The following is a 20,463-nucleotide window of genomic DNA, read 5'->3' as shown; positions in this document are numbered from 1 at the left end:
CACACCGCGCCAGGTCATGTACCGCTTGGTCTTCGAGGGGGTCCTGCCGCCCCTGTCCGTCGGTGTGCCGACGCCTCTCCTCCCGCCCCGCCCGGAGCCCGCGGGACATGGCCTGGTCAGGCACCGGCCGCCAGCGGGCGGGGTCTACGCCATGGCCAGCGGCCACCGCACGATCTTCGTCTGTCCACACACCGAACGATGATCACGCGGTGGCCGTACGCGTTCCTGGCCAGGTACGGCCACAGGATCGCGAAACCAGACGGGAGCACTAGGGCCTCTCGTTTGGATCATGCCGGGCTCGCGGGGGCTGGCACGCACATCTGCCGCGTTGTCGTCAGTCACCGACGCTCCGCGTCGGCTCCTTCCTCCGCCTTGCAGCTGCACGCACCAGCCCCCGCTCCCTGATCCAGCCTGATCCAAACGAAAGACCCTAGCCGGGCGGTACCTGGGCCGAGTACCTCCACGGCCCGTCGGTCACGTCATCGACTGCCGCCGGTGCGGAAAGCCACCTCGAGCTCTTCGCGCCCGATCCGCTGGTACAACTCGTCGATCGGCGGCCGCTCCAGCAGGCCGGTGGCGTCTGCGAGTTCGCGCTCCTGCCCGAGCAGCAACGGACCGCTCATCGGGGCGTCGTCGTAATCGTAGAACACCTGTGAGCACCCGATGCGCTCGGCCGCGAACCGGGTGCAGAAGATCTCCGGCTGGATGCTGGTCACTTCCTGGAACCTGTCTGCGAACTCGAAGGCCCGCTTCATGTACTCTCGCAGCCGCCCGGTTGACACGTCGACGTGCCGCATCAGCCGGTAGCGCCGCAGTGGCTGGGAGCCGCGCGGAGAGGCGGTGGGCTCCTGCGAGGTCTGGTCCTTGTAGTTGAGGAAGAAGTCGTCGCGGTCGAGCAGCACCAGCAGTTCGTCGCGCGGCTCCTGCCGCACCAGCTGGGCCGCCTCTTCGGCCAGGTCGAGGTACTGCGCGTCGGAGAGCAGACCGGCGAGGAACAGCTCCTCGTACTGGGCCAGGCTGTCGAAGTCCGTGAAGACCTTGACGTCACCCGCTTCCTTGGGCGCGTGGCGGACCGCGAACACGTCCGGGCGGATGTCCGTGTGCTCCGCCACGTGCTCGGCGGTGCGCACGGTCAGTGCCAGTAGCTCGTCGAGCCTGGTCGGTTGGGCTTTGATGGTGCGTGTGACACGGACCCTCATGGTGACCTCCGAAGTGAGGGGGTGGATGGGCGAGACACGCCGATTCCGACGTGCCGATAGACGCTCAGCCGCGCGAGTGCGCGTTCTGATCGAGCGGCGAATCGGTGTGGGGGCGACCGAAGGCGTTGCGTCCGTGCGAGGTGTCGCGACCGCACAGCAGAACGCAGGTGTGGTGTGAGATGTCGAGGTTGGAACCGTCGGTGACCTCGCCGCGCAGGCGGCCCGGGTACACGACCGTGTCCGCCCGGGTCACCCGGCCGTTGATGGCCAGGCGCCGCCGGTCCGACCGGTTCTCCGACGATCCGTGCATGGTTCGCTCGGTGAAGATGACGAACTGTCCCTTGCGCATGGGCATGGACACGATGTCCTGCTGCGCCTCGTCGAACTCCATGGTGACGGCGCCGACTTCCCGCGACAGGGTGTCGAGGATCCGGGTGCGTGCCTCGGCCAGCGTGAGGTGTTCGATGTCCACACCGTCGAACACGCGTGAGGTATCGACGTCGAGCACGAGCGAACAGTCCCGGGCCCGCTGCACGAGCGTCTGCGGATCGTCGACGGCGAGGAACGGGTCGTGCCAGAACTCCGACTTGGTCATCGCCGTCATCTCCACGGGGAAGCGGCGGCGGTGACTGCGACGGGCGAAGCGGATCGGTCCGCGGTCAGCCTCGACGTCGTCCAGGGCGATCCAGACGGTCAGGTTCCACAGTCCGCTGGCCGCGGCCGGCGTCGGCTGCAGTCCAGGCACGTCGTTGCCGATCTCCTCACCGTTGAAGGCCCCCCACTCCTGATGCCAGCCGAGCTGCCCTTCGCTGGCGGCCTTGCGGAACACCTTGGTACGCCACAGGACCAGGTCGTCGCCGAGCAGCGAGACCAGCGGGCCGACGACCGCCGGGTCGGTGAACAGAGCGAGGATGTCGGCTTCGACCAGATGCCAGTCGCGCACAGAGAAGCGCCCGTACAGTGGGTGCCGCGCGCGCGACTCGGTCACTGTGTCGAGCCGTGCGGCGACCCTGTCGAGCAGGTCGTGGGGCACCGATCCGTCAACGGGTCCGAAGTAGCCGTCGCGCCAGAACTGGTCGACCTCGGCGGGGGACAGGCTGGGCGCCACCCGGTCGAGCACCGGCCGGACGGGCGGGGCGTCTCGGCCGAGGACTGGGGAGGGGTGCTGCTGCATGAGGCCTCCTGGGCGGGGTGAGGGCAAGGGCGCGCCGACGCGGCTGGGCACGGCGGTCATCCGATCGGTTGATCTGAGGCCAGGGCGCTGAGCGCGACGTTGATCTGCCGTCGGCCCGCGTACGGCTGGCGAGCGTGCGCGACCGCGACGTTGTCGAGCATCAGCACGTCGCCGTGCTGCCACGGGAACGCGAACGCCGCCTCGCGCATGACGGCGATCACCTCCTCGACCGCCGAGTCGGGAATCGGGCTGCCGTCGCCGAAGGTGACCGAACGCGGCAGGCTGTCCGGGCCGAACAGGTTGAACAGGGCGGCCCGGGTGTCCGGGTCCAGGCTGGCGGGATGGTGCAGGAGCAGCTGGTTGAAGAACGTCGGCTGTCCGCTCGACGGGTGGGCGATCACGGCTGGCCGCAGACCGGTGGTCTGCACCACGGCCCCGGCCTCCCAGGTGGGCGTGACACCGAGATCCCGGCAGCGAGCCGCCACAGCGTCGGGGTGGTCGGTGCCGAAGAACGTTCGCCATGGAACGTCCAGGCCCGGCACGAAGCGCCGCACGTAGCGCAGCCCGCGCGCCTCGAACGCCGCGCGCAGCGGCCGGGACAGGCGCTGCAGCACGACTGAGGCAGGCACGAGCGGGGTGGCACCCCCTTGCTCCGACGGCTGCTCGCAGTGGAACCAGATCCGCTGCGGCGCTCCTGCCAGGTGTGCACCCTCATTGTGGAACAGGATGGCCCGGTCCGCAGGGTAGGGCGTGGCGGGGCGGGCGAACTGGCACGACGGCAGCGGCTCGGGCAGATCGCCGTAGCGCTCGTGGAGCTGGCCGCCGGCGGCCAGCACCGATGACTCGAAATCGCCGGCCCCGGCCACGGCGAAGCCGCGGAACAGCACCGCCGGGAATTGCCGCGCCGTGTCGAGCAGCCACGGCCGGCGGCCTGCCAGCCAGGACCCGAGCGGCACCCCTTCCCGTTCCGAAGGTGCGGTGACGACCAGCGGGAACCCGTGTTCGCCGTCGGGCGGGGGGCCGGTCCGGACCGCTTCCAGAGTGAAGTCAGCGTCGACGCTCATGGCATGCTCCCAAGGGATCGCGGGGGTTCCTGGCGGGGCGCGTCGGCGCAGACCTCGCCGGTGAACGCGTGGCGGAACTGGTCGAGCAGAGCCTGGGCGTGGGCCGGTTCGAGGGCGCGGTAGCGCAGGGAGCAGCGCAGGCCGCCGTTGGCCGCGAGCACCGACAGGCGTACCCGGGTCGTGAGCGGCGGGAGCACATCGGTGCGCAGTGGGGTCGCCTGCACCCCCGGCAGGTCCGGAACGCGCGGCAGCTCCTCCTGCAGGCTCAGACTGGCGTCGACAGCCGGCTTCCCGGGCTCGTGGCGCCACCCGAGCGCCCGGGTCAGGACCGGCGTCGGTACCGGGTCTCGGGACAGCAGGCCGCGCAGCGCCCCGCTGGCGCTGTGGACCGCGCCGGGGCCGTCCAGGTCGACCCCGACCGGCAGGTCCACCGCGAGCGGGCCGACCACGTCGGTCAGCTGCGGCCAGGACCGGGCGGCGCTGGCCACCCCGACGACGAGCCGACGTTGCCCCGTCACCTCACCCAGCGCCGCGGCGTAGGCGCCCAGCAGGCCGGCGAAGACGGTGGCATTGCGGCCCCGGCATGCTTCGCGCGCCGACGCGAGCAGGCCGGGTCCGACGAACGTTTCCAGCCGCCCCTCGCTGGCGGGGGCGGGCGCACCGTCCGGCCAGCGGATCAGCGGGTCGTAGTCGGCCAGCGCCGTGCGCCAGGCCGGGAGCCGCGCCCACCGGCCCGCGTCGGCCTGGCGCCGCTCCTCCGCGGCCAGGTCCGGGTACTGCAGCGGCCGGGCGAGGCCGGCACTGACTCCGGCGACCCGGGCGGCGTACCCGGAAGCGAGGTCGGTGAGCACGATGCGGGCGGACGCGCCGTCCACGGCAATCGCGTGCAGGCGCAGCAGCAGGACGTGCTCGGTGGGGGAGATCCGGACGAGCTCCGCGCCGAGCGGTCCGCCGTCGCGCAGGTCGAGCGGCGCCCGCAGACCGGACCGCAGCGCCGCGAGCACGTCGGCAGCCACCGCGACGGAGGCCCGGCTGACGTGGAGGACGTCGCGGCCGGACTCGACGATACGCTGCCGTACCCCGCACGCATCCTCGGCAATCCTCGTCCGCAGCACGCTGTGCCGATCGAGCACCGCGGTGAGGGACTCGGCCAGCGCCTCGATCTGCAGCCGGCCCCGAAGCCGCACCGCGAAGCCCAGCTGCGCCGACTGCGCGGCGTTCGCGCCCTGCCGGTGCCACAGTTCCTCCTGCCCGAACGACAGCGGCGCGGCGGGGCCGTTACCGGTCGCCGCGCTGGCGGGTACCGGCGCGAACGCGGCGCGCTCCGGTGCTCGTAGCTGCTGCCGGACCGCCGCCGCCAACCCGGCGACGGTGGGGGTGCGGAACACGGCCTGGACCGGCAGATCGACGCCCGTCGCGGCCCGGATGCGCGCTACCAGCTGTGCCGCCAGCAGCGAGTGCCCGCCCAGCCCGAAGAACTCCGCGTGCCGGTTGGTGACCGGGAGACCGAGCAGGTCCGCCTCGATCTCGGCCAGCTCGGCCTCAAGGACGTCCAGCGGCGGCTCGGCGGCGGGGTCGGCCAGCTCGGGATGCGGGGAGGGGACCGGTAGCGCGGCCGGATCGGTCTTGCCGCCGGGTACCGCGGGCAGGGTGTCGAGGAAGACGACGGTGGTCGGCACCATATGCCGCGGCAGTCGGCGTTCGAGATGCTGGAGCAGCGCCGGGCGCAGCTGGCGCGCGAGCGAGGCCAGCATCGGGGCGTTGGTGTCGACGCCCGCCCTGGGCGCGGCGGGCGCGGATACGGGGAGGATCGGATCGTCGCCAGCCCGGTCAGCCCGCACGAACACGGCGTCCAGCGAGCCGTCCGGCTCGCCGGTGAACAACACGTTCACCCGGTAGCCGTGTTGCGCCCCGAGGCGCCACAGCTCCTCGGGATGTACGGCAGGCCCCCCGTCGGCCGCCTCGGCGTCGGCGAGCACCGCTGCCAGGCGGCGGCCATCGTGCCGAGGTTCGGCCAGCAGACGCTGTACCCGGGCCCACCGGTCGGTTCGCGCGTTGGCCAGCGGCCCGACGCGGATCACCTCCGCGCTGCCGGTGGCCAGCACCTCCGCCAGCTGGTCCGGTGCTACCGCAGCCAGCGCCGGACCAGCTGGCGAAGGCCAGCCGGGCTCGGGCGTTCCGCGGCGCAGGAGCACGTCGTAACGGAAGTCCGTCAGCTCGTTGGCGCGCCAACCGCGCTTGACCGACACCTGCACGTCGACGGGTTCGCCCAGCGATCCGCCGAGCGAGGTGAAGAAGGAGGGGGCGACGGTCAGCTCGTCTTCCGCAGCGGCGCGGAGCGTGGCAGCCTGCCGCACGTCGGCGGCCAGGGTGTCGGCCTCGGCCTCGGCGAGCTGCAGGGACAGCTGGAACAAGCTGGACAGGTGCCAGGCGCGGACGTCGCCAACGAAGACGTGCCCGCCCGGCGCGACGGCGCGGAGGGCGTCGGCGAGCGCCCGGCGCAGGTAGGACCGGGAGGGGAAGTACTGCACGACCGAGTTCAGGATGACCAGGTCGAAGGGCGCCTCGCCGGCGACGCCGGCCAGGTCGGTGGCCGCGCCGAGGCGGACGTCGACGTGGTCGAGCCCGCGCCGTCGGCACGCCTCGGTCACCCGTTGCACGGCTCGGGCCGAGATGTCCAGCGCGGTGTAGCGGCGGCAGTGGGCCGCAAGCGGCAGGGTAAGCAGTCCCATCCCGCAGCCGACCTCAAGAATGGCGGCGGCCGGCACGGCCCGGATGCGGGCGAGCGTGGCGTCGAGCCACTCGTCCATGTCCTGGCGCGGCAGGGGCGCTCCAGTGGAGGTGCTGTCCCAGCCGGTGAAGTCCCGCGCGGCGTCGGCGCTCGCGCCCGCCGAAGTGTAGACAGTCTGGAATGATTCGGCCCAGTCCCGCACCCGGGCGGTGGCCGCGGCCGAGTCGGCCTCCGGCTCGTGGGGCATCACGTAGGCGACCAACTGCGGCTGCCCATGGGCCACGGACGCCGTGACGAGGGCTTGTGCCACCTTCGGGTGGGTCGACAGGACGCTTTCGATCTCTCCGAGTTCGACGCGCATCGCCCGGATCTGCACCTGCCGGTCCAGCCGCGAGACGAACTCGAGCTGGCCGTCGTCGTGCAGGCGCACCTTGTCGCCCGAGCGGTAGTAGACCGTGCTCGCGTACCGGGTGCGGACGAACCGGCTCGCGGTCGCGTCGGGGTCGTTGAGGTAGCCCAGAGCCAGGCAGCGCCCGCCGATGTACAGCTCCCCGGGAACACCGATCGGGCACATCCGGCCGGTGCCGTCGAGGACCAGCACCTCGGTGTTCGGCAGGGGGCGGCCGATACGGACCTGCCCGTCCCACGAGCGTCGGTCGCAGGTCCAGGAGGTGGCGTTCACGACCGCCTCGGAGGGCCCGTACTGGTTGCTGAAGGCGATGTCGAGGCGGCCCAGCACCAGCTCCGGCACGTCGGCCGGCACGGCCTCCCCGCCGGTGATCACGTGCCGCAGCACGCTGTGGTCCAGCGCCCGGGCCAGGAACAGCCCCCTGAGCACCGCGGGGATGGTGTCGATGACGGTGATGCCCTGGGCGACGACCAGCTCGGCCAGCCGGTCGCCGTCACCGAGGTCGGACAGCGGGGCGAACACCACCGTGGCTCCGGTGGCCAGCGGCCACAGCAGCGACATGATGCCGCCGTCGTAGTTGAACGAGTAGCAGTGCAGGAACCGGTCCGTGCCGCTCAGCGGCGGCAGGACCTGCTGGTTGGCCCGGATCCGGTCGCACAGTGCCGCGGCCGGCACGAGCACGCCCTTGGGCTGGCCGGTGGATCCCGAGGTGAAGGTCAGGTACGCCGGAGAGCGGGCGTCCGACGGGGGGCGGTGTGGCGGGTGGTGGGCGCCGCCGGGCCGTGACCACGCGATCGTGGCGCAGCCTCGGCCCTCGAACATCTCGTTCGCCTCCGGCCCGGTGACCACCGTGCCGATGCCCGCCTCCCGGATGAGGAGACCGAGCCGACCGGACGGGTACTCGGGGTCGAGCACCACGAACGCGGCGCCGCAGCGCAGCACGCCCAGGATCGCCACGGCACTCGCCGGCCCGCGCGGCACGCAGACCCCCACCCGGTCTCCGGCGACGACGCCGCTGGCGCTGAGCGCCGCGGCCAGCGCGCCGGAGGCGCGCCACAGCTCGTCGTACGAGAGCCGGTCGCCGCCGTGGGACAGGGCCACCGCTCCGGGACACTGCCGGACCTGATGCTCGATCAGGTACTCGACGCGTTCGCCGTGGGTATAGGCGGCCGCTGGCCCGGTTCCGAGCAGTCGTGCCTGCCTCGCCTCGTGCGCGGGCATCAGCGGCAGCCGGCTGATAGCCGTCGTGGGCCGGTCCACGAGGTGCAGGAGCAGGCTGACGTAGCGGTCGGCGAGCCGGGTGGCGGTGCTGCGCCGGTACAGGGTGGTGCTGTACTCCAGGGCGAACCGCAGCTCGCCGCCGCTCTCGCGCGCCTCCAGGCTCAGGTCGAACATCGCGCCGCGGCGCGGCAGCCGGACCCGCGAAGTGGTCAGGCCAGTCAGTTCCGGTTCGTCCATCGGCGCGTTCTGCAGGGCGAACAGGACCTGGAACACCGCCTGGTAGGTGCTGTCCCGGCCTACGTCGAGCAGTTCGAGGAGTCGCTCGAAGGGGAAGTCCTGGTGCGTCTGCGCGCCGAGCACGCTGGTGCGTACCCGTTCGAGGACGGCCCGGAAGCTCGGCTGACCGGACAGCTGCGCGCGCAGTGGCACCGCGTTCACGAAGAAGCCGATCAACGGCTCGACCTGCCGGTGGTGCCGGTTGGCGAGCACCGTGCCGACCACGAACTCGGTCTGTCCGGACAGCTGGTGCAGCAGCACCTGGAGGCCGGCGAGCAGAACCATGAACAGGGTGGTGCCGCAGTCCTCGCCCAGCCGCGTGAGTGCCCGCGTCGTCGCGGCGTCGACGGTGAACTCCAGCGTCTCCCCGGTCCACCGGGCGACCTCGGGGCGGGGAAAGTCGGTGGGCAGCCGCAGGACCGGAGGCGGCTGGCCCACGTGGTCGCGCCAGAACTGCCACTGCCGGTCGTGCACCGGTCCGCGCAGCCACTCCCGTTGCCACACCGCGTAGTCGGTGTAGTCGATGGTCAACGGGGTGAGCCGCACGGGAACGCCGCTGACCCGAGCGGTGTAGTGCGCGGCCAGCTCGGCGACGAGGACCCCCATCGACCACCCGTCGGCGACGATGTGGTGCATCACCACGACCACGAGATGCTGGGCCGGGGCCAGCCGCAGCACCAGCAGCCGCAGCAGCGGGCCGCGGGCGAGGTCGAACGGGCGGGTGGCCAGCTCGGCGGCGTGGCCACGGGCGGCTTCGTCCCGCTCGTCGGCGGGCAGGTGGGTCAGGTCGACCAGCGGGACCTCGACGGCCGCGCCGGGCGGGTCCACCACCTGCGTCGGTCGGCCCTCGACATCTACGAACCGGGTGCGCAGCGATGCCTGGCGGGTCATCTCGTCGCCCACCGCACCGCGGAACGCCGCGAGGTCGAAGCCTCCGGACAGGCGGATCGCGTGGGCCATCGTGTAGACCGGATTTCCTGGGTGCAACTGGTCCAGAAACCACAGCCGCTCCTGCGCGAACGACAGGGCCACCGGGTCGCCGGTGCGTCGGCGCGGGATGAGCTCCGCGTGGTCGAGGTCGCCGCCGCGCCGGGACTGCACGACCCGGGCCAACCCGGCAACGGTCGGGGACTCGAACAGGTCGACCAGCTTGACGTCGACACCGAACAGCTCACGCAGCCGCGACACCAGCTGGGTTCCCAGCAGGGAGTGCCCGCCGAGTTGGAAGAAGTTGTCGTGCTGGCCCACCCGGTCGATTCCGAGCAGCCGCTGCACGACGCGCGCCACGTCGATCTGCGTGGGGGTGGTCGGCGCCGCGAACGGCACGTCGAGTTCGGGCCGTTCGGGGTACTGGTCGGTGAGTGCCCGCCGGTCGAGCTTGCCGTGGGGCATCCGGGGCAGCGTCGGCAAGGCGATGACCTTGGCGGGTACCATCGCGGACGGCAACCGTTCGGCCACGTAACGGCGGGCGTCGGCGGCGGTCGCCGCAGCGTGCTGGGCCCGCCGCGGAGCCGTGGTCCAGCACTCCGCACCGGCCTGCGGGGAACCGGGGGCCGAGCCTGCCCGTGCGGGTCGCTGGGGCGCGCCGTCACCGGGCCACCCGGCCGGTGGGCGCAGCACGTCGAAACGGTCCGCGTCCTTGCTCACCAGCAGGATCGGCGGCGGGTCGCCTCGCATCTGCTCGATGAGCGCCCAGGGGTCGACCGCGTCAGCATCGTTGGCTTCTCGCAGCTCGCGGCGCAGCTCGCCCACGGTGAGGTCCTCAGCCGCGGCGCTGCGCAGGCGCTGGTGTGCTGCCACCTCGGCGCGCAGCCTCGCGTTCGGCACTCCGGTCACCCGGAGCCCGTCGGGGCTGGCGCGCAGGCAGCGTACGAGGTCGCCGTCGCCGGCCAGGCCGTGGTAGGGGACTGACGGCACTGGCGGGCAGGGCGACCCGAGGCGGATCGTGACGTCGTACCGGAACCTGGTCAGCTCGTTGTGGATCCTGCCAGGCTTGAGCTCCGCCTGGGCCCAGCCGCCGCCGCGCCCCGCCCAGTCGGTGAAGAAGCCCGGATCGACCAGCAGTTCCCGCTCCGTCCACGACCGGTAGGCGATCCGGCGGTACACGTCGGCGCACCGCGCCCCGTCGGGCGCGCGGCGCAGCGCGACCGACGCGAGCAGAACCTCGCCGAGGCGGCGGTCGCGGACGTCGCCGACGAACAGCGCGCCCGTGGGGCGCAGCATGGCCCGCGACCGGTCCAGGACACGCGCCAGGTACGACCCGCTCGGGAAGTACTGGATGACGGAGTTGAGCACCACGGCGTCGAGCTCGTCGATGTTCAGCCCGCCGAGGTCATGCGCGGCCCGCTCGTGCAGGTCCACGTGGTCGAGGCCGAGCGAGCGCAGCTGCCGCCGCAGGTGGGCCAGCGCTGGCGCGGAGAAGTCCAGCCCGACGTAGCGGCGGCAGGCGGGCGCGAGCCGCAGCAGGAGCAGGCCCGTTCCGCAGCCGAGCTCGAGAACGTCGCGCGCGTCGAGTCGGCGGACCCGCGCGAGCGTACCGTCGATCCATTCCCGCATCTCGTCGTCGGGGATCGGCTCTCGCCGGTAGCTGTCGCGCCAGCCGACCGTGTTGGTGAGTTCGTCGGGACCTTCGGGCTCGCCGCAGTAGAGCGCGTCGAACGTGTGCCGCCAGGCCCGCAGCACGCCGACGCGCTTGGCTGCGCTGCCGTCCCGGTCGCCATCCGGCGGATCGAGCGGGGGATCGGGGCGGTCAGCGGCGACGATGTACGCCTGCAGCCGACTCTGCCCGGCGCCGTCGGGGACGCTGACGACCGCGGCGTCGGCCACGTCCGGCGCGCTCCGCAGCACGTGCTCAACCTCGCACGGCGCCACCCGCACGCCGCCGACCTTCACCGTGCTCTCGTCCCGGCCGAGGAATTCCAGCGCACCATCGGCGCGGTAGCGCGCCCGGTCGCCCGTCACGTACATCCGCGCCCCGGGCACACCGCAGAAGCCGTCCGGCACGAACTGGGCGGCGGTCAGAGCCGCGTCGTTGAGGTACCCGCGGGCCACCCCGGCGCCGCCGATGTGCACCCGTCCCGGCATCCCCACCGGAACCGGGCGGCCATCGTCGTCGAGCAGGTACACCAACGTGTTCGGGATGGGCTGACCGATCGGAACCCGGGGTCCGGACATCGTGGGGTCGATCCGGTGGAAGGTGGCGTCCACGGTGGCCTCGGTGGGTCCGTAGACGTTGTAGAGCCGGGCCGGGGACCGGCGGGTGAACCGGAGCGCGAGGTCGCGCGACAGGTTCTCCCCGCCGCACATCACCGCGCGCAGAGCGAGGGCCGTGTCGAACGCCGGTTCCTCGACGACGGTCGACAGCACCGACGGAACGCAGTGGAACGCCGTGATCCGCTCGTCGCGCAACATCTCGGCGAGGGCGCGGGGATCGCGTTCCGCGCCGGGCGGCGCGAGGACGAGCGTGCCGCCGCTGACCAGCACCGGGTACAGCTCCCGTGCCGAGGCGTCGAAACCGATCGGAGTCTTGAGCAGCACCCGGTCCGCGGCGGTCATCGCCAGCTCCGTGGCGATCCAGGTGACCACGTTGGCCAGCGCGCCGTGCTCGACCAGCACGCCCTTTGGCCGTCCGGTGGAGCCCGACGTGTAGATCACGTAGGCGAGGTCGCCACCGCCGACCGGGCGCCGATCGCCCGGAGCCGGGGTACCGGTGAGCTCGCCGACACCGATCCAGGTGCGCGGGGCGTCCGCCTCGCCGGACCGGTCCGTAACCACCCAGCGGGGCGCGCAGTCGGCCAGCAGGCCGCGCACGTAGGGCTCGGGGTATCCGGGGTCGACCGGCACGTACGCCGCTCCGGTCGCCAGCACCGCCACCAGCGTCATGATCAGTTCGGGACTCCGCGGCAGGCGCACCGCGACGAGATCACCGGGTCCGACCCCCCGTGCCTGCAGCCCCGCCGCGACGCGGCCGGCGCCCGCCATGAGCTCCCGGTAGCTGATCTTCGTATCGCCGTCCTGCACGGCGGTTGCCTGCGGGGTGGCGCGGGCCTGCGCCGCGATGAGGCCAGGCAGGCAGCCTGCGGGCCGGTGCGCCAGCGTGCGGTTCCACTCGACCAGAACCGTGCGCCGCTCGGCCGCGGTCAACAGGTCGTACGCGGTGACCGGGCGCCACGGGTCCTGGCAGGCCAGGCCGAGCAGCCTTTCGAACTGCCGCGCCAGGCGTACCGCCGTGGTGGTGTCGAACAGGTCGAGGGAGTACTCGATGGCGCAGTCGAAGCCGTTGCCCTGCGGTGTGGCGAACAGAGTCAGGTCGAACTTCGCGTCGTCACGGTCGACCTGCAGCGCTGTCACGTCCAGCTCGCCCATGGCGAACTGCGGCGCCGGCGCGTTCTCCATCACGAAGAGCACGTCGAACAGCGGGTTGTGCCCGCTGGACCGGGCCAGGTGCAGCCGGTCCACCAGGATTTCGAACGGCAGGTCCTGGTGCGCCAGAGCGTCCACCGCCCGGGTCCGGACCCGCGCCAGGAGCTCGGTGAACGTCGGCGTGCCGCGCACGTCGGCGCGCACGGGCAGGGTGTTGACGAAGAAGCCGATCAACGGCTCCAGGGTGACGTCGGTACGGTTGGCCACCACCGTGCCGAGCACGAAGTCGTCCTGGTCGCTGAGCCGCGCCAGCAACGCCTGCAGTGCCGCCATCAGGACCATGTACGGCGTGACGCCGTGTGCAGTGCACAGCCGGTGGACCGCGGTGCTGGTGGCCGCCTCCAGCGCGAACCGGTAGGTGCCGCCACGGCTGGAGCGGGTCGGCGGGCGCGCCCGGTCGGCGGGTAGCCGCAGGGTCGGCGGAAGGCCGTCCAGCTGGGACTGCCAGTAGCCGACCTGGCTCTCCAGCGCCGCGCCCTGCAGCCATCCCCGCTGCCACACCGTGAAGTCGGCGTACTGCGCTGGCAGCGGCGGCAGCGGCACCGGACGGCCCCGCGCGAACGCCGTGTAGATCGTGGAGAGTTCGGCCGCGAAGACGCCCAGCGACCAGCCGTCGGCCACGATGTGGTGCAGGCACACCGCCAGGATGTGGTCAGCGGGCCCGAGCCGCACCAGCCGCAGCCGCAGCAGCGGGGGGCTGGTCAGATCGAAGCGGCTTCGGGCCAGCTCGGCGCAGGTGCGGCGCGCCTCGTGTTCGGCCGTCGCGGGGGGCAGCGCGCTGACGTCGATGCGCGGGATGTCGACGGCCGCGCTGGGCTGGATCAGCTGCACCGGCTCGCCGTCGCGCAGCGGGAATGTGGTGCGCAGGATCTCGTGCCGCGCCAGGACCGTGCCGACCGCGCGCTGGAGCAGGCGCTCGTCCAGGGGGCCGCGCAGTCGCAGCGCGGATGACATGTTGTAGCTGGTGCTGTCGGGGTCGAGGCGGTGCAGCAGCCACAGCCGGCGCTGCGGGAACGACAGCGGAAGGCGCAGGCCGCCGCTGGCGTCGGGCTCGATCTGGGTTCGGCTCATGGCGTCGTCCCGTGGTCGGTGGGCCGCTGGGCTGGCCGTAGCGGTGGCCGGGCGGCCCCGCTGGCCTGCTTGGCACGCGTGACGGCCTGCGCGAGGCCCTGCACGGTGGGCAGTTCGAAGACGTCGCGCACCGTGAGCGGCACACCGAACATCTCCTCCAGGCGTGCCACCAGCTGCACGGCGAGCAGGGAGTGGCCACCGAGACGGAAGAAGTCGCCGTCGTCGGGGACCGGTCCGGTGCCCAGAAGGGCGGCGAAAAGGGCGGCGATGCGCTCGTGGGGGCGCCCGTCGGCGTCGTGGGCGGGAGGCGGCGCGGGCTGCCGGCCGGGCGGATCGGGCAGCGCGGCCAGGTTCACCTTTCCATTGGCCTGGCGCGGCAGTTCGGCCAGCGGTACCCACAGCCGGGGCACCATCTCCGCGGGCAGCCGGTCGGCCAGAAAGCGCGGCAGGTGGGTCAGGTCGTCCCCGTGGCCGGCCTCCGAAACCACGTAGGCCACGAGCGCCGCGTCTCCCGCCACGGTCGCGGGGACCACGGCAGCGGCCGCCACGGAAGAATGCCCGAGCAGCGCCCGCTCGACCTCCTCCGGTTCGATCCGGTGTCCCCGGATCTTCACCTGCCGGTCGACGCGTCCCAGCAGCTCCACCGACCCGTCGGGCAGCAGCCGCCCGCGGTCCCCGGTGCGGTACTGGCGCGCCCCCGGCTCTCCCTGAGGGTCGGGCACGAAGCTGCGGGCGGTTAGCCCGGGCCGGTTCCAGTAGCCGAGGGCCACCCCCGGGCCGCTGATGACCAGTTCGCCCGCCGCGCCCGCCGGCACCGGTGTGGTGAGCTCGGGGTCGATGACCGTGATCCGGTGACCGGCGACCGGGTGGCCGATGGGTACGAAAGGCGGGTGCGGGCGTGCGTCGTCGGTCCAGACGGTGACGTCGACCGTGGCCTCGGTCGGCCCGTACACGTTGTGCAGCGTGGCGGGACACCGTGCGCGGTGCCGCGCGAGGACAGCCGGGCTGAGTGTCTCCCCGCCGCACACGACGTGCCGTAGCGCGCCGGGCTGGAACGTGGGCCGGTGCAGAAGCTCGTCGTAGAGCGACGGCACCGCGTGGAGGATCGTGACGCCCGCGCGGAGGACCAGGTGGTTGAGCTCGTCGGGGTCGACGCGAGGGCCGGGCGGGGCGAGGACGACGCACGCGCCGGCGACCAGGGGCGCGAACAACTCGCGCACCGAGGCGTCGAACGACAGCGGGGTCTTCAGCAGCACCCGGTCGGCCGGGGTGGTCGACAGGTGCTGGTTGAGCCAGGCGACGAAGTTGGCCACACTGCTGTGGCGGCACACCACCCCCTTGGGGGCGCCGCTGCTGCCCGACGTGTAGATCAGGTAGATGGGGTCGTCGCCGTGGGGCGTGGCGGGTGCTGCCCGGTCGTCGGCCGGGGCGCGCAGCAGCTCCTCGACCGTCGCCGTGTGCGGCTGCGGAGGGTCGGCGCACCCCGCGCGATCAACCAGCAGCAGGGCGCACGCGGCGTCGCGCGTGAGCCCGCGCAGCCGCCGGGCGGGCAGGTGCGGATCGAGGGGAACGTAGGCCGCGCCGGCGCGCAGCACCCCGAGGATCGCGGCCACCGCCGCGACCGACCGGTCCAGACAGACGCCGACCCGGTCACCCCGGCCGATGCCCCGCGCCCGCAGCGCCTGCGCGATGCGCACGCTGTCCTGGGCGAGCTCGGCGTAGCTGACCGTCCGTCCGTCGTGTTCCAGAGCGGGGGCGGCTGGCGTCCGGCGCACCTGGGCGTCGAACAGCGCGGGCAGCGTGTCCCGTTGCGGACGGGCTGGGCTGACGTCGGCGTCGGGCGGGGTGGGAGCGTTCTGCGCGGTGGCGGCATAGACGGCACCAGGTCCCGGGTCGATGTCGAGGGTCCGCACGGCAGCGTGGGGTGCGTCCGTGACCAGCTCCAGCAGCCGGACGAACGCGTCGGCCAGCCGCCTCACCAGCGCTGCGTCGTAGAGGTCGCTGCTGTACTCGAACTCCAGCAGCAGATCGCCACCCGCACCCGCCAGCGGGACGGCGTCGCGGCAGTCGGTCACAAACAGCGTCAGGTCGACCTTGGCCGTGCCGGTCGGGTAGGGCGCCAGCGAGCAGTCGACGTCGGCCAGGCGGACCCGGCGGGCCGGCACGTGGAAGACCAGCATGTGCTGGAAGAGCGCGTGACGGGACAGGTCGGGCACGCCGCCGAGGTCCCGCACGAGATGGTCGAAGGGCAGGTTCTGGTGCTCGTGGGCGTCGAGGCAGACCGTGCGCATCGCCTGTGCGAGCTCGTGGAACGTGGGTTCGCCGTGCAGTTCGGAGCGGATCGGCAGCCAGTTGACGAAGAACCCGAAGGTGCGCTGGAACTGGCTGCCCGGTCGATTTGCGATGGCGGTGCCGAACAGCAGCCGGTCCCGGCCCGACCAGCGGTGCAGCAAGAGCCCGTACGCGGCCGTGAAGAGCACGGCGAGGGACACCCCGTGGGCGCGCGCGGCCCGGCGCACCGCCGCGTCGAGGCCGGGGGACAGGCGCACCGCGTGGCGTCCGCCGCGATCGGTGAGCTGGCGTGGCCGCAGCCGGGTTCCGGGCAAGTCGAGCTGGCGAGGGAACGACCCGATCCGGTCACGCCAGTGCCGTTCGTCGGCCGCGTGGGCGGCGCTGGCGGCGTAGGCGCGCTGCCACTGCCCGTATGCCGCGTAGTCGGCCACCTCGTCCGCCGGCTGGCTCGACGACCCGCCTGGCGCGCCCGCCAGCCGGGCCGTGTAGTCGGCGGAGAGCTGGCGCGTCGCCTCTGCCAGCGACCATCCATCGCAGATGCTGTGATGGAACGCGGCCACGATCGCGATGTGGTGGGGGCCCAGCCGCAGCAGCTCCCAGTGCCACAGCGGAGCGCGGGACAGATCGAAGCCCCGCCCTCCGATCGCCGCGCAGCGCGCCTCGTAGCGCGCCGTTCTCTCGTCCGGCGTGAGCCAGCTCAGGTCGACGACCGGCATCGGCACGCGCAGCCGGTCGGCCACCACCGCGACCGGCCGTCCGTCCTCACGGGCGAAGCAGGTGCGCAACGAGGCATTGCGCGTGACCACCGAGGCCGCCGAACGTTGGAGCACGCCCACGTCGACGGGGCCGGTGAGGTGCAGCGCTGACGAGACGTTGTAGGCCGCGCTGCCGGGGCGCAGCGCGTCGAGGAACAGCAGCCGCTCCTGGCCGAACGAGGGGGCGTAACGGTGGGGCGGCGCCGTCGCCGGGGACGGCGCCGGGGCGGGCTGCTGCCCGGCGAGCCGGGCCAGCAGTTCGGTGCGGTGCTGGGCGAGGGCGGCGCGCAGCGGGGCGTCCAGGGCGCCGGGCGGCCCGCTCACCACCAACCGGCCGTCGCGGCTCGCCAGCCGTACGCTCGCCCGGGTCAGCGCGGCGAGCAGCTCGACGAGCGTCATACCTCGATCACCTCAACGAACGCGCCGTGCCGCTCGGCCCCGTCCGGCCGGCTCGCGGCGGCGAGCAGAAGCCCGGACAGCAGCGCCTCGGACAATCCGCCGACCGTCTGTTCGCTCAGCAGCAGGTCCCGGATCGGGACCGCCACGCCGTAACGCGCTTCGAGCACGTTGCGCAGCTCGAGAGCCATGAGCGAGTCCAGCCCCAACGTGGTCAGCGTGGCAGTCGGCTCGATCTGCGCGGCGGGCAGTCCGCTGATCCTGGAGATCAGCTCGGCCAGGGAGGCCAGGACCGCGGCCTGCTGCTGCTCGGTGGGGATCCGCAGCAGGTCCGGCAAGGCCGGATCGGTGCGGGTCGGGGCCGCCGCGGTACTGGTGCCGGCAGAGGCCAGGTGGTCAAACGCCCGGCAGTGGCGCAGCGCCAGCCGGCGCACGGCCTGCCCTTCGGCGTTGCCGCCGAGCACGAGCGGGCTGCGGGTTCCGGTGGTGAGCAGGGCGGACAGGTGGCGAAGCCCGTCGGCCTCTGACAACGCCGTGACCCCCTGGGCACGAAGCCAGTCCGCGGTGCGCTCGCCAGCCGCCATTCCGCCGGTGGCCCACGGCCCCCACGCGATGGCCACCCCGGTTGTGCCGCGCGCGCGGTGCGCCAGCACGAAGCTGTCGGCGAACGCGTTGGCGGCGGCGTAGGCCACCTGGCCCGGCGAACCGGCGACGGCGGCGAGGGAGGTGAAGCAGACGAACACGTCGAGCGGAGTGTCCGCGGTGACCTCCGCCAGCGCCATCAATCCGGCGCACTTGGGCCGCAGCGCCGCCGACAGCGCCGCCCCGTCGACGGTGGCGTAGGTCGCGTCGGCAAGCACTCCTGCCAGGTGGAACACGCCGGCCAGCGGGGGGCAGCCGGCGTCGCGGCTGACGTCGAGGGCCTCGCGCAGGCTGATCGGGTCGGCGACGTCGGCAGCACAGCGGTACAGCCTGGCGCCGAGGTGCTCGGCCGCCTGGTGGTCGGGATGGCCGGGGTCGACCGGGCGGCGGCCGACGAGGATCAGGTGACGTGCGCCAGCGGCGGCCAGCCAGGTGGCCAGCCGTCCGCCCAGCCCCCCACAGGCGCCGGTGACCAGGTACGCACGGTCGGGGTCGGGCCGGAACGCCGCGACTGCTGGGCCGGACACCTCCCTGAGGCTGGGCCGCCACGGCTCGCCCCGGCGCACTGCCAGCTCGGGCTCGTCGTGGCGCAGCAGCCGGGCGACGGCCTCCGGGCGCACCGGCTCCGCAGGGTCCAGGTCGAGCAGCGTCACTCGTAGCGCTGGGCACTCGCGGTCCAGGGTGCGGCCCAGCCCCCACAGCACGGCTGTGGCCGGTGTCGGCGGGTTGCGGTCCTCCGGCAGAACCTGGGCGCCCCGCGTGACCAGGCGCAGCTCGGCCGCGGGCGAGGCGATGTCGGCGGCGGCCCGGGCCAGGCCGACGGCGACCGCCGCCGCCACCTCGGCCTGGTGCTGGACGGTGTGCGGCGAGCCGGGCCGCTGATCGGTGAGGACGCACGCGAGAGCGTCGACGCGGGGGTGATCCGGACCGTGCCGGGCGACGATGGCGGCGCGGATCGCGTCCGGGTCGATACCCGCGCCGGCCGATGCCGCCTGCGGCAGCGCCTCCAGCAGGCACGACAGCGGGTAAACGGTCGTGGTCGCCCCCGGCGGGAGGTGGCGGCGCACCCCGTCGGCGAGCTTTACGTCATCGGCGACGAGCAGCCAGGACTGGGCCGGGGCCGGGCCGGTCGTGTGTGCCGGCTCCGGCACCCGCTGCCAGCCCCGGTCGTAGGCGCGGCCACCGGCATGGTCGAGCGCCAGCACCGCCCGCGGCCGGTCGAACTCCACTCCCCGCGCCTCGATCACGACCCGTCCCTGCTCGTCGAGGCCGCGCACGTCGCCCCGCCAGGCGTGCGCCGATGTCTGACCGGAGCGGTCGAGCACCGCGTGTGCCCAGATGCAGGGGGCGCCGGTCGGAGTAATCGTCAGTTCGCCCATCCGGCGGGGCAGGCCCAGGGCGTACCCGCTCGCGGCGTGCGCGGGCGCCAGCGCGATGGCCAGCAGTGCGAGCAGGCAGCTGTCGAGGGTCGCGGGGTGCAGCCCGTAGGCGTACCTCGCGTCGTCGCGCCTGTCGCCTGGCGGCGGGCGTAGGCGGGCGACTGCCGCGCGGTCCCCCGCCCAGATCCGCTCGACCGCCCGGAACCGCGCGCCGTAGTCGGCGCCCTGCTCGCGCAGCAGCTGGTAGAAGTCCCGCTCGTCGAGCGTGAGCGGAAGGCCGGACAGCACGGCCGCCAGTGACGCGGGGGCCGTGGTGGCCGGGGCGCCGGGACGCCGAGCGGCCTGCGGAGCGGGTGGTGTCCCCAGCGCCTCCCGCACCCGGCCGAGCCCGGACAGCGTGGCCATCACCTCGTCGCGATCGGCGACGAAGTCGAGCAGGCACGCCACCTCGTCCACCCCGATCCCGTCCAGCCTGTGGGCCAGACGGGTGCATGATTCCGGCGACCCCATGAAGGACAGGTGGTCGAAGACCCGGTTGAACTGGTGGGTCACCAGCGTGTCGAGTTCGGCCGGGGACAGCCGGTCGACCGCGATCTGCCGGCCGAAGGCGGCGGCGGCCCCGGCCAGCAGCCCGGCGTTTGCCCGCAGGTACCGGTGGTAGTGCGGCTCGGCGCGGCGGCGCGCCCGCGGCTCCGAGTCGTCCAGCAGCGTGTGCAGCATGACCGTCACCACCCCGGCGCCGGGATCGTGACCGGCGTCGGCGCGGGCCTTCCGGTAGGTGCGCACGCAATCGGCGAGCCCGTCCAGGCCCAGGTCGACGAGGTAAGTGAGCACGTTGGCGCCCAGCTCGCCGGCGAGCCGGAACGTCTCCGGACTCCGGGCCGCGGTCAGCCAGGTGGGCAGCTCCGCCTGGAGCGGGGTAGGAAACACCCGCACCTGGATCGGCTGACCGGTTCCGGAAGTTCGGCTCAGCCGCTCCCCGCGCCACAGCAGCCGGGTGGCCGCCAGCCCCTGCCGGGTCAGCGCGTGGCGATCTGGGTAGCCGGAGGGCGCGAGGGCGAAGTCGTCAGGATTCCAGCCGGAGGCGAAGGAGACGTCGACCCGTCCGCCGGAGAGGTTGTCGACGACGGACCACTCCTCGGCCACGCGCAACGGGTCGTGCAGCGGCATCACCACGCTGCCCGCGGCGAGCCGGATGCGCTGGGTCTGACCGGCCAGCGCGGCGGCCAGAACCGCGGGGTTGGGATGCAGCGCACCGAACGGCACGAAGTGCCGCTCGGGTAGCCAGACCCGGGTGAACCCGCTCGAGTCGGCGAACCGCGCCGCCTCCAGCACGAGGTCGTATCGCCCGCGGGCCGCCCCGTCCTCTCCGGACGCGCCGGATTCCCCGGAGGAGAAGAACATGATGCTGAAATCCATCGGCGAGCTCCTT

The 20,463-nt window shown here is 73.2% G+C and carries 6 protein-coding genes; all 6 read right to left on the bottom strand.

The annotated features are described in order from the left end of the window. Nucleotides 1-479: 479 nt before the first annotated feature. The gene (locus tag ACFVWY_RS05710) at nt 480-1,199 is read right to left on the bottom strand and encodes a hypothetical protein (protein ID WP_389867631.1); all 720 of its coding nucleotides are present in this window, start codon (nt 1,197-1,199) and stop codon (nt 480-482) included. A 64-nt stretch (nt 1,200-1,263) separates the two neighbouring features. Further along, nucleotides 1,264-2,373 (bottom strand): phytanoyl-CoA dioxygenase family protein, encoded by a 1,110-nt coding sequence (locus ACFVWY_RS05705; protein WP_389867629.1) that lies wholly within the window; start codon nt 2,371-2,373, stop codon nt 1,264-1,266. Nucleotides 2,374-2,429: 56 nt separating this feature from the next. Continuing rightward, nucleotides 2,430-3,437: a TauD/TfdA family dioxygenase gene (locus ACFVWY_RS05700; RefSeq protein WP_389867627.1), complete on the bottom strand. Its 1,008-nt coding sequence runs from the start codon at nt 3,435-3,437 to the stop codon at nt 2,430-2,432. Beyond that, nucleotides 3,434-13,567, bottom strand: a complete 10,134-nt coding sequence (locus ACFVWY_RS05695; protein WP_389867625.1) for an amino acid adenylation domain-containing protein — start codon at nt 13,565-13,567, stop codon at nt 3,434-3,436. The genes ACFVWY_RS05700 and ACFVWY_RS05695 overlap by 4 nt, the downstream gene beginning before the upstream one ends. Continuing rightward, entirely contained in the window at nt 13,564-17,013 is a 3,450-nt protein-coding gene (locus tag ACFVWY_RS05690; protein WP_389867623.1) for an amino acid adenylation domain-containing protein, read from the bottom strand. Before ACFVWY_RS05690 ends, ACFVWY_RS05695 begins: the two co-directional genes overlap by 4 nt. Further along, complete coding sequence (locus ACFVWY_RS05685) at nt 17,010-20,450, bottom strand: MupA/Atu3671 family FMN-dependent luciferase-like monooxygenase (protein ID WP_389867621.1); 3,441 nt, start codon at nt 20,448-20,450, stop codon at nt 17,010-17,012. Before ACFVWY_RS05685 ends, ACFVWY_RS05690 begins: the two co-directional genes overlap by 4 nt. Nucleotides 20,451-20,463: the final 13 nt, after the last annotated feature.

The sequence above is a fragment of the Streptomyces sp. NPDC058195 genome, assembly GCF_042883525.1.
In the GTDB taxonomy this organism is placed as follows: domain Bacteria; phylum Actinomycetota; class Actinomycetes; order Streptomycetales; family Streptomycetaceae; genus Streptomyces.
The sequence above is the reverse complement of the archived record's forward strand: the minus strand, read 5'-3'. Positions and strand labels throughout refer to the sequence as shown.

What these genes read in the sequence shown, in the direction of transcription:
- ACFVWY_RS05710 (WP_389867631.1), bottom strand. Translation starts at nt 1,199, where the DNA reads ATGAGGGTCCGTGTCACACGCACCATCAAAGCCCAACCGACCAGGCTC.
- ACFVWY_RS05685 (WP_389867621.1), bottom strand. Translation starts at nt 20,450, where the DNA reads ATGGATTTCAGCATCATGTTCTTCTCCTCCGGGGAATCCGGCGCGTCC.
- ACFVWY_RS05690 (WP_389867623.1), bottom strand. Translation starts at nt 17,013, where the DNA reads ATGACGCTCGTCGAGCTGCTCGCCGCGCTGACCCGGGCGAGCGTACGG.
- ACFVWY_RS05695 (WP_389867625.1), bottom strand. Translation starts at nt 13,567, where the DNA reads ATGAGCCGAACCCAGATCGAGCCCGACGCCAGCGGCGGCCTGCGCCTT.
- ACFVWY_RS05705 (WP_389867629.1), bottom strand. Translation starts at nt 2,373, where the DNA reads ATGCAGCAGCACCCCTCCCCAGTCCTCGGCCGAGACGCCCCGCCCGTC.
- ACFVWY_RS05700 (WP_389867627.1), bottom strand. Translation starts at nt 3,437, where the DNA reads ATGAGCGTCGACGCTGACTTCACTCTGGAAGCGGTCCGGACCGGCCCC.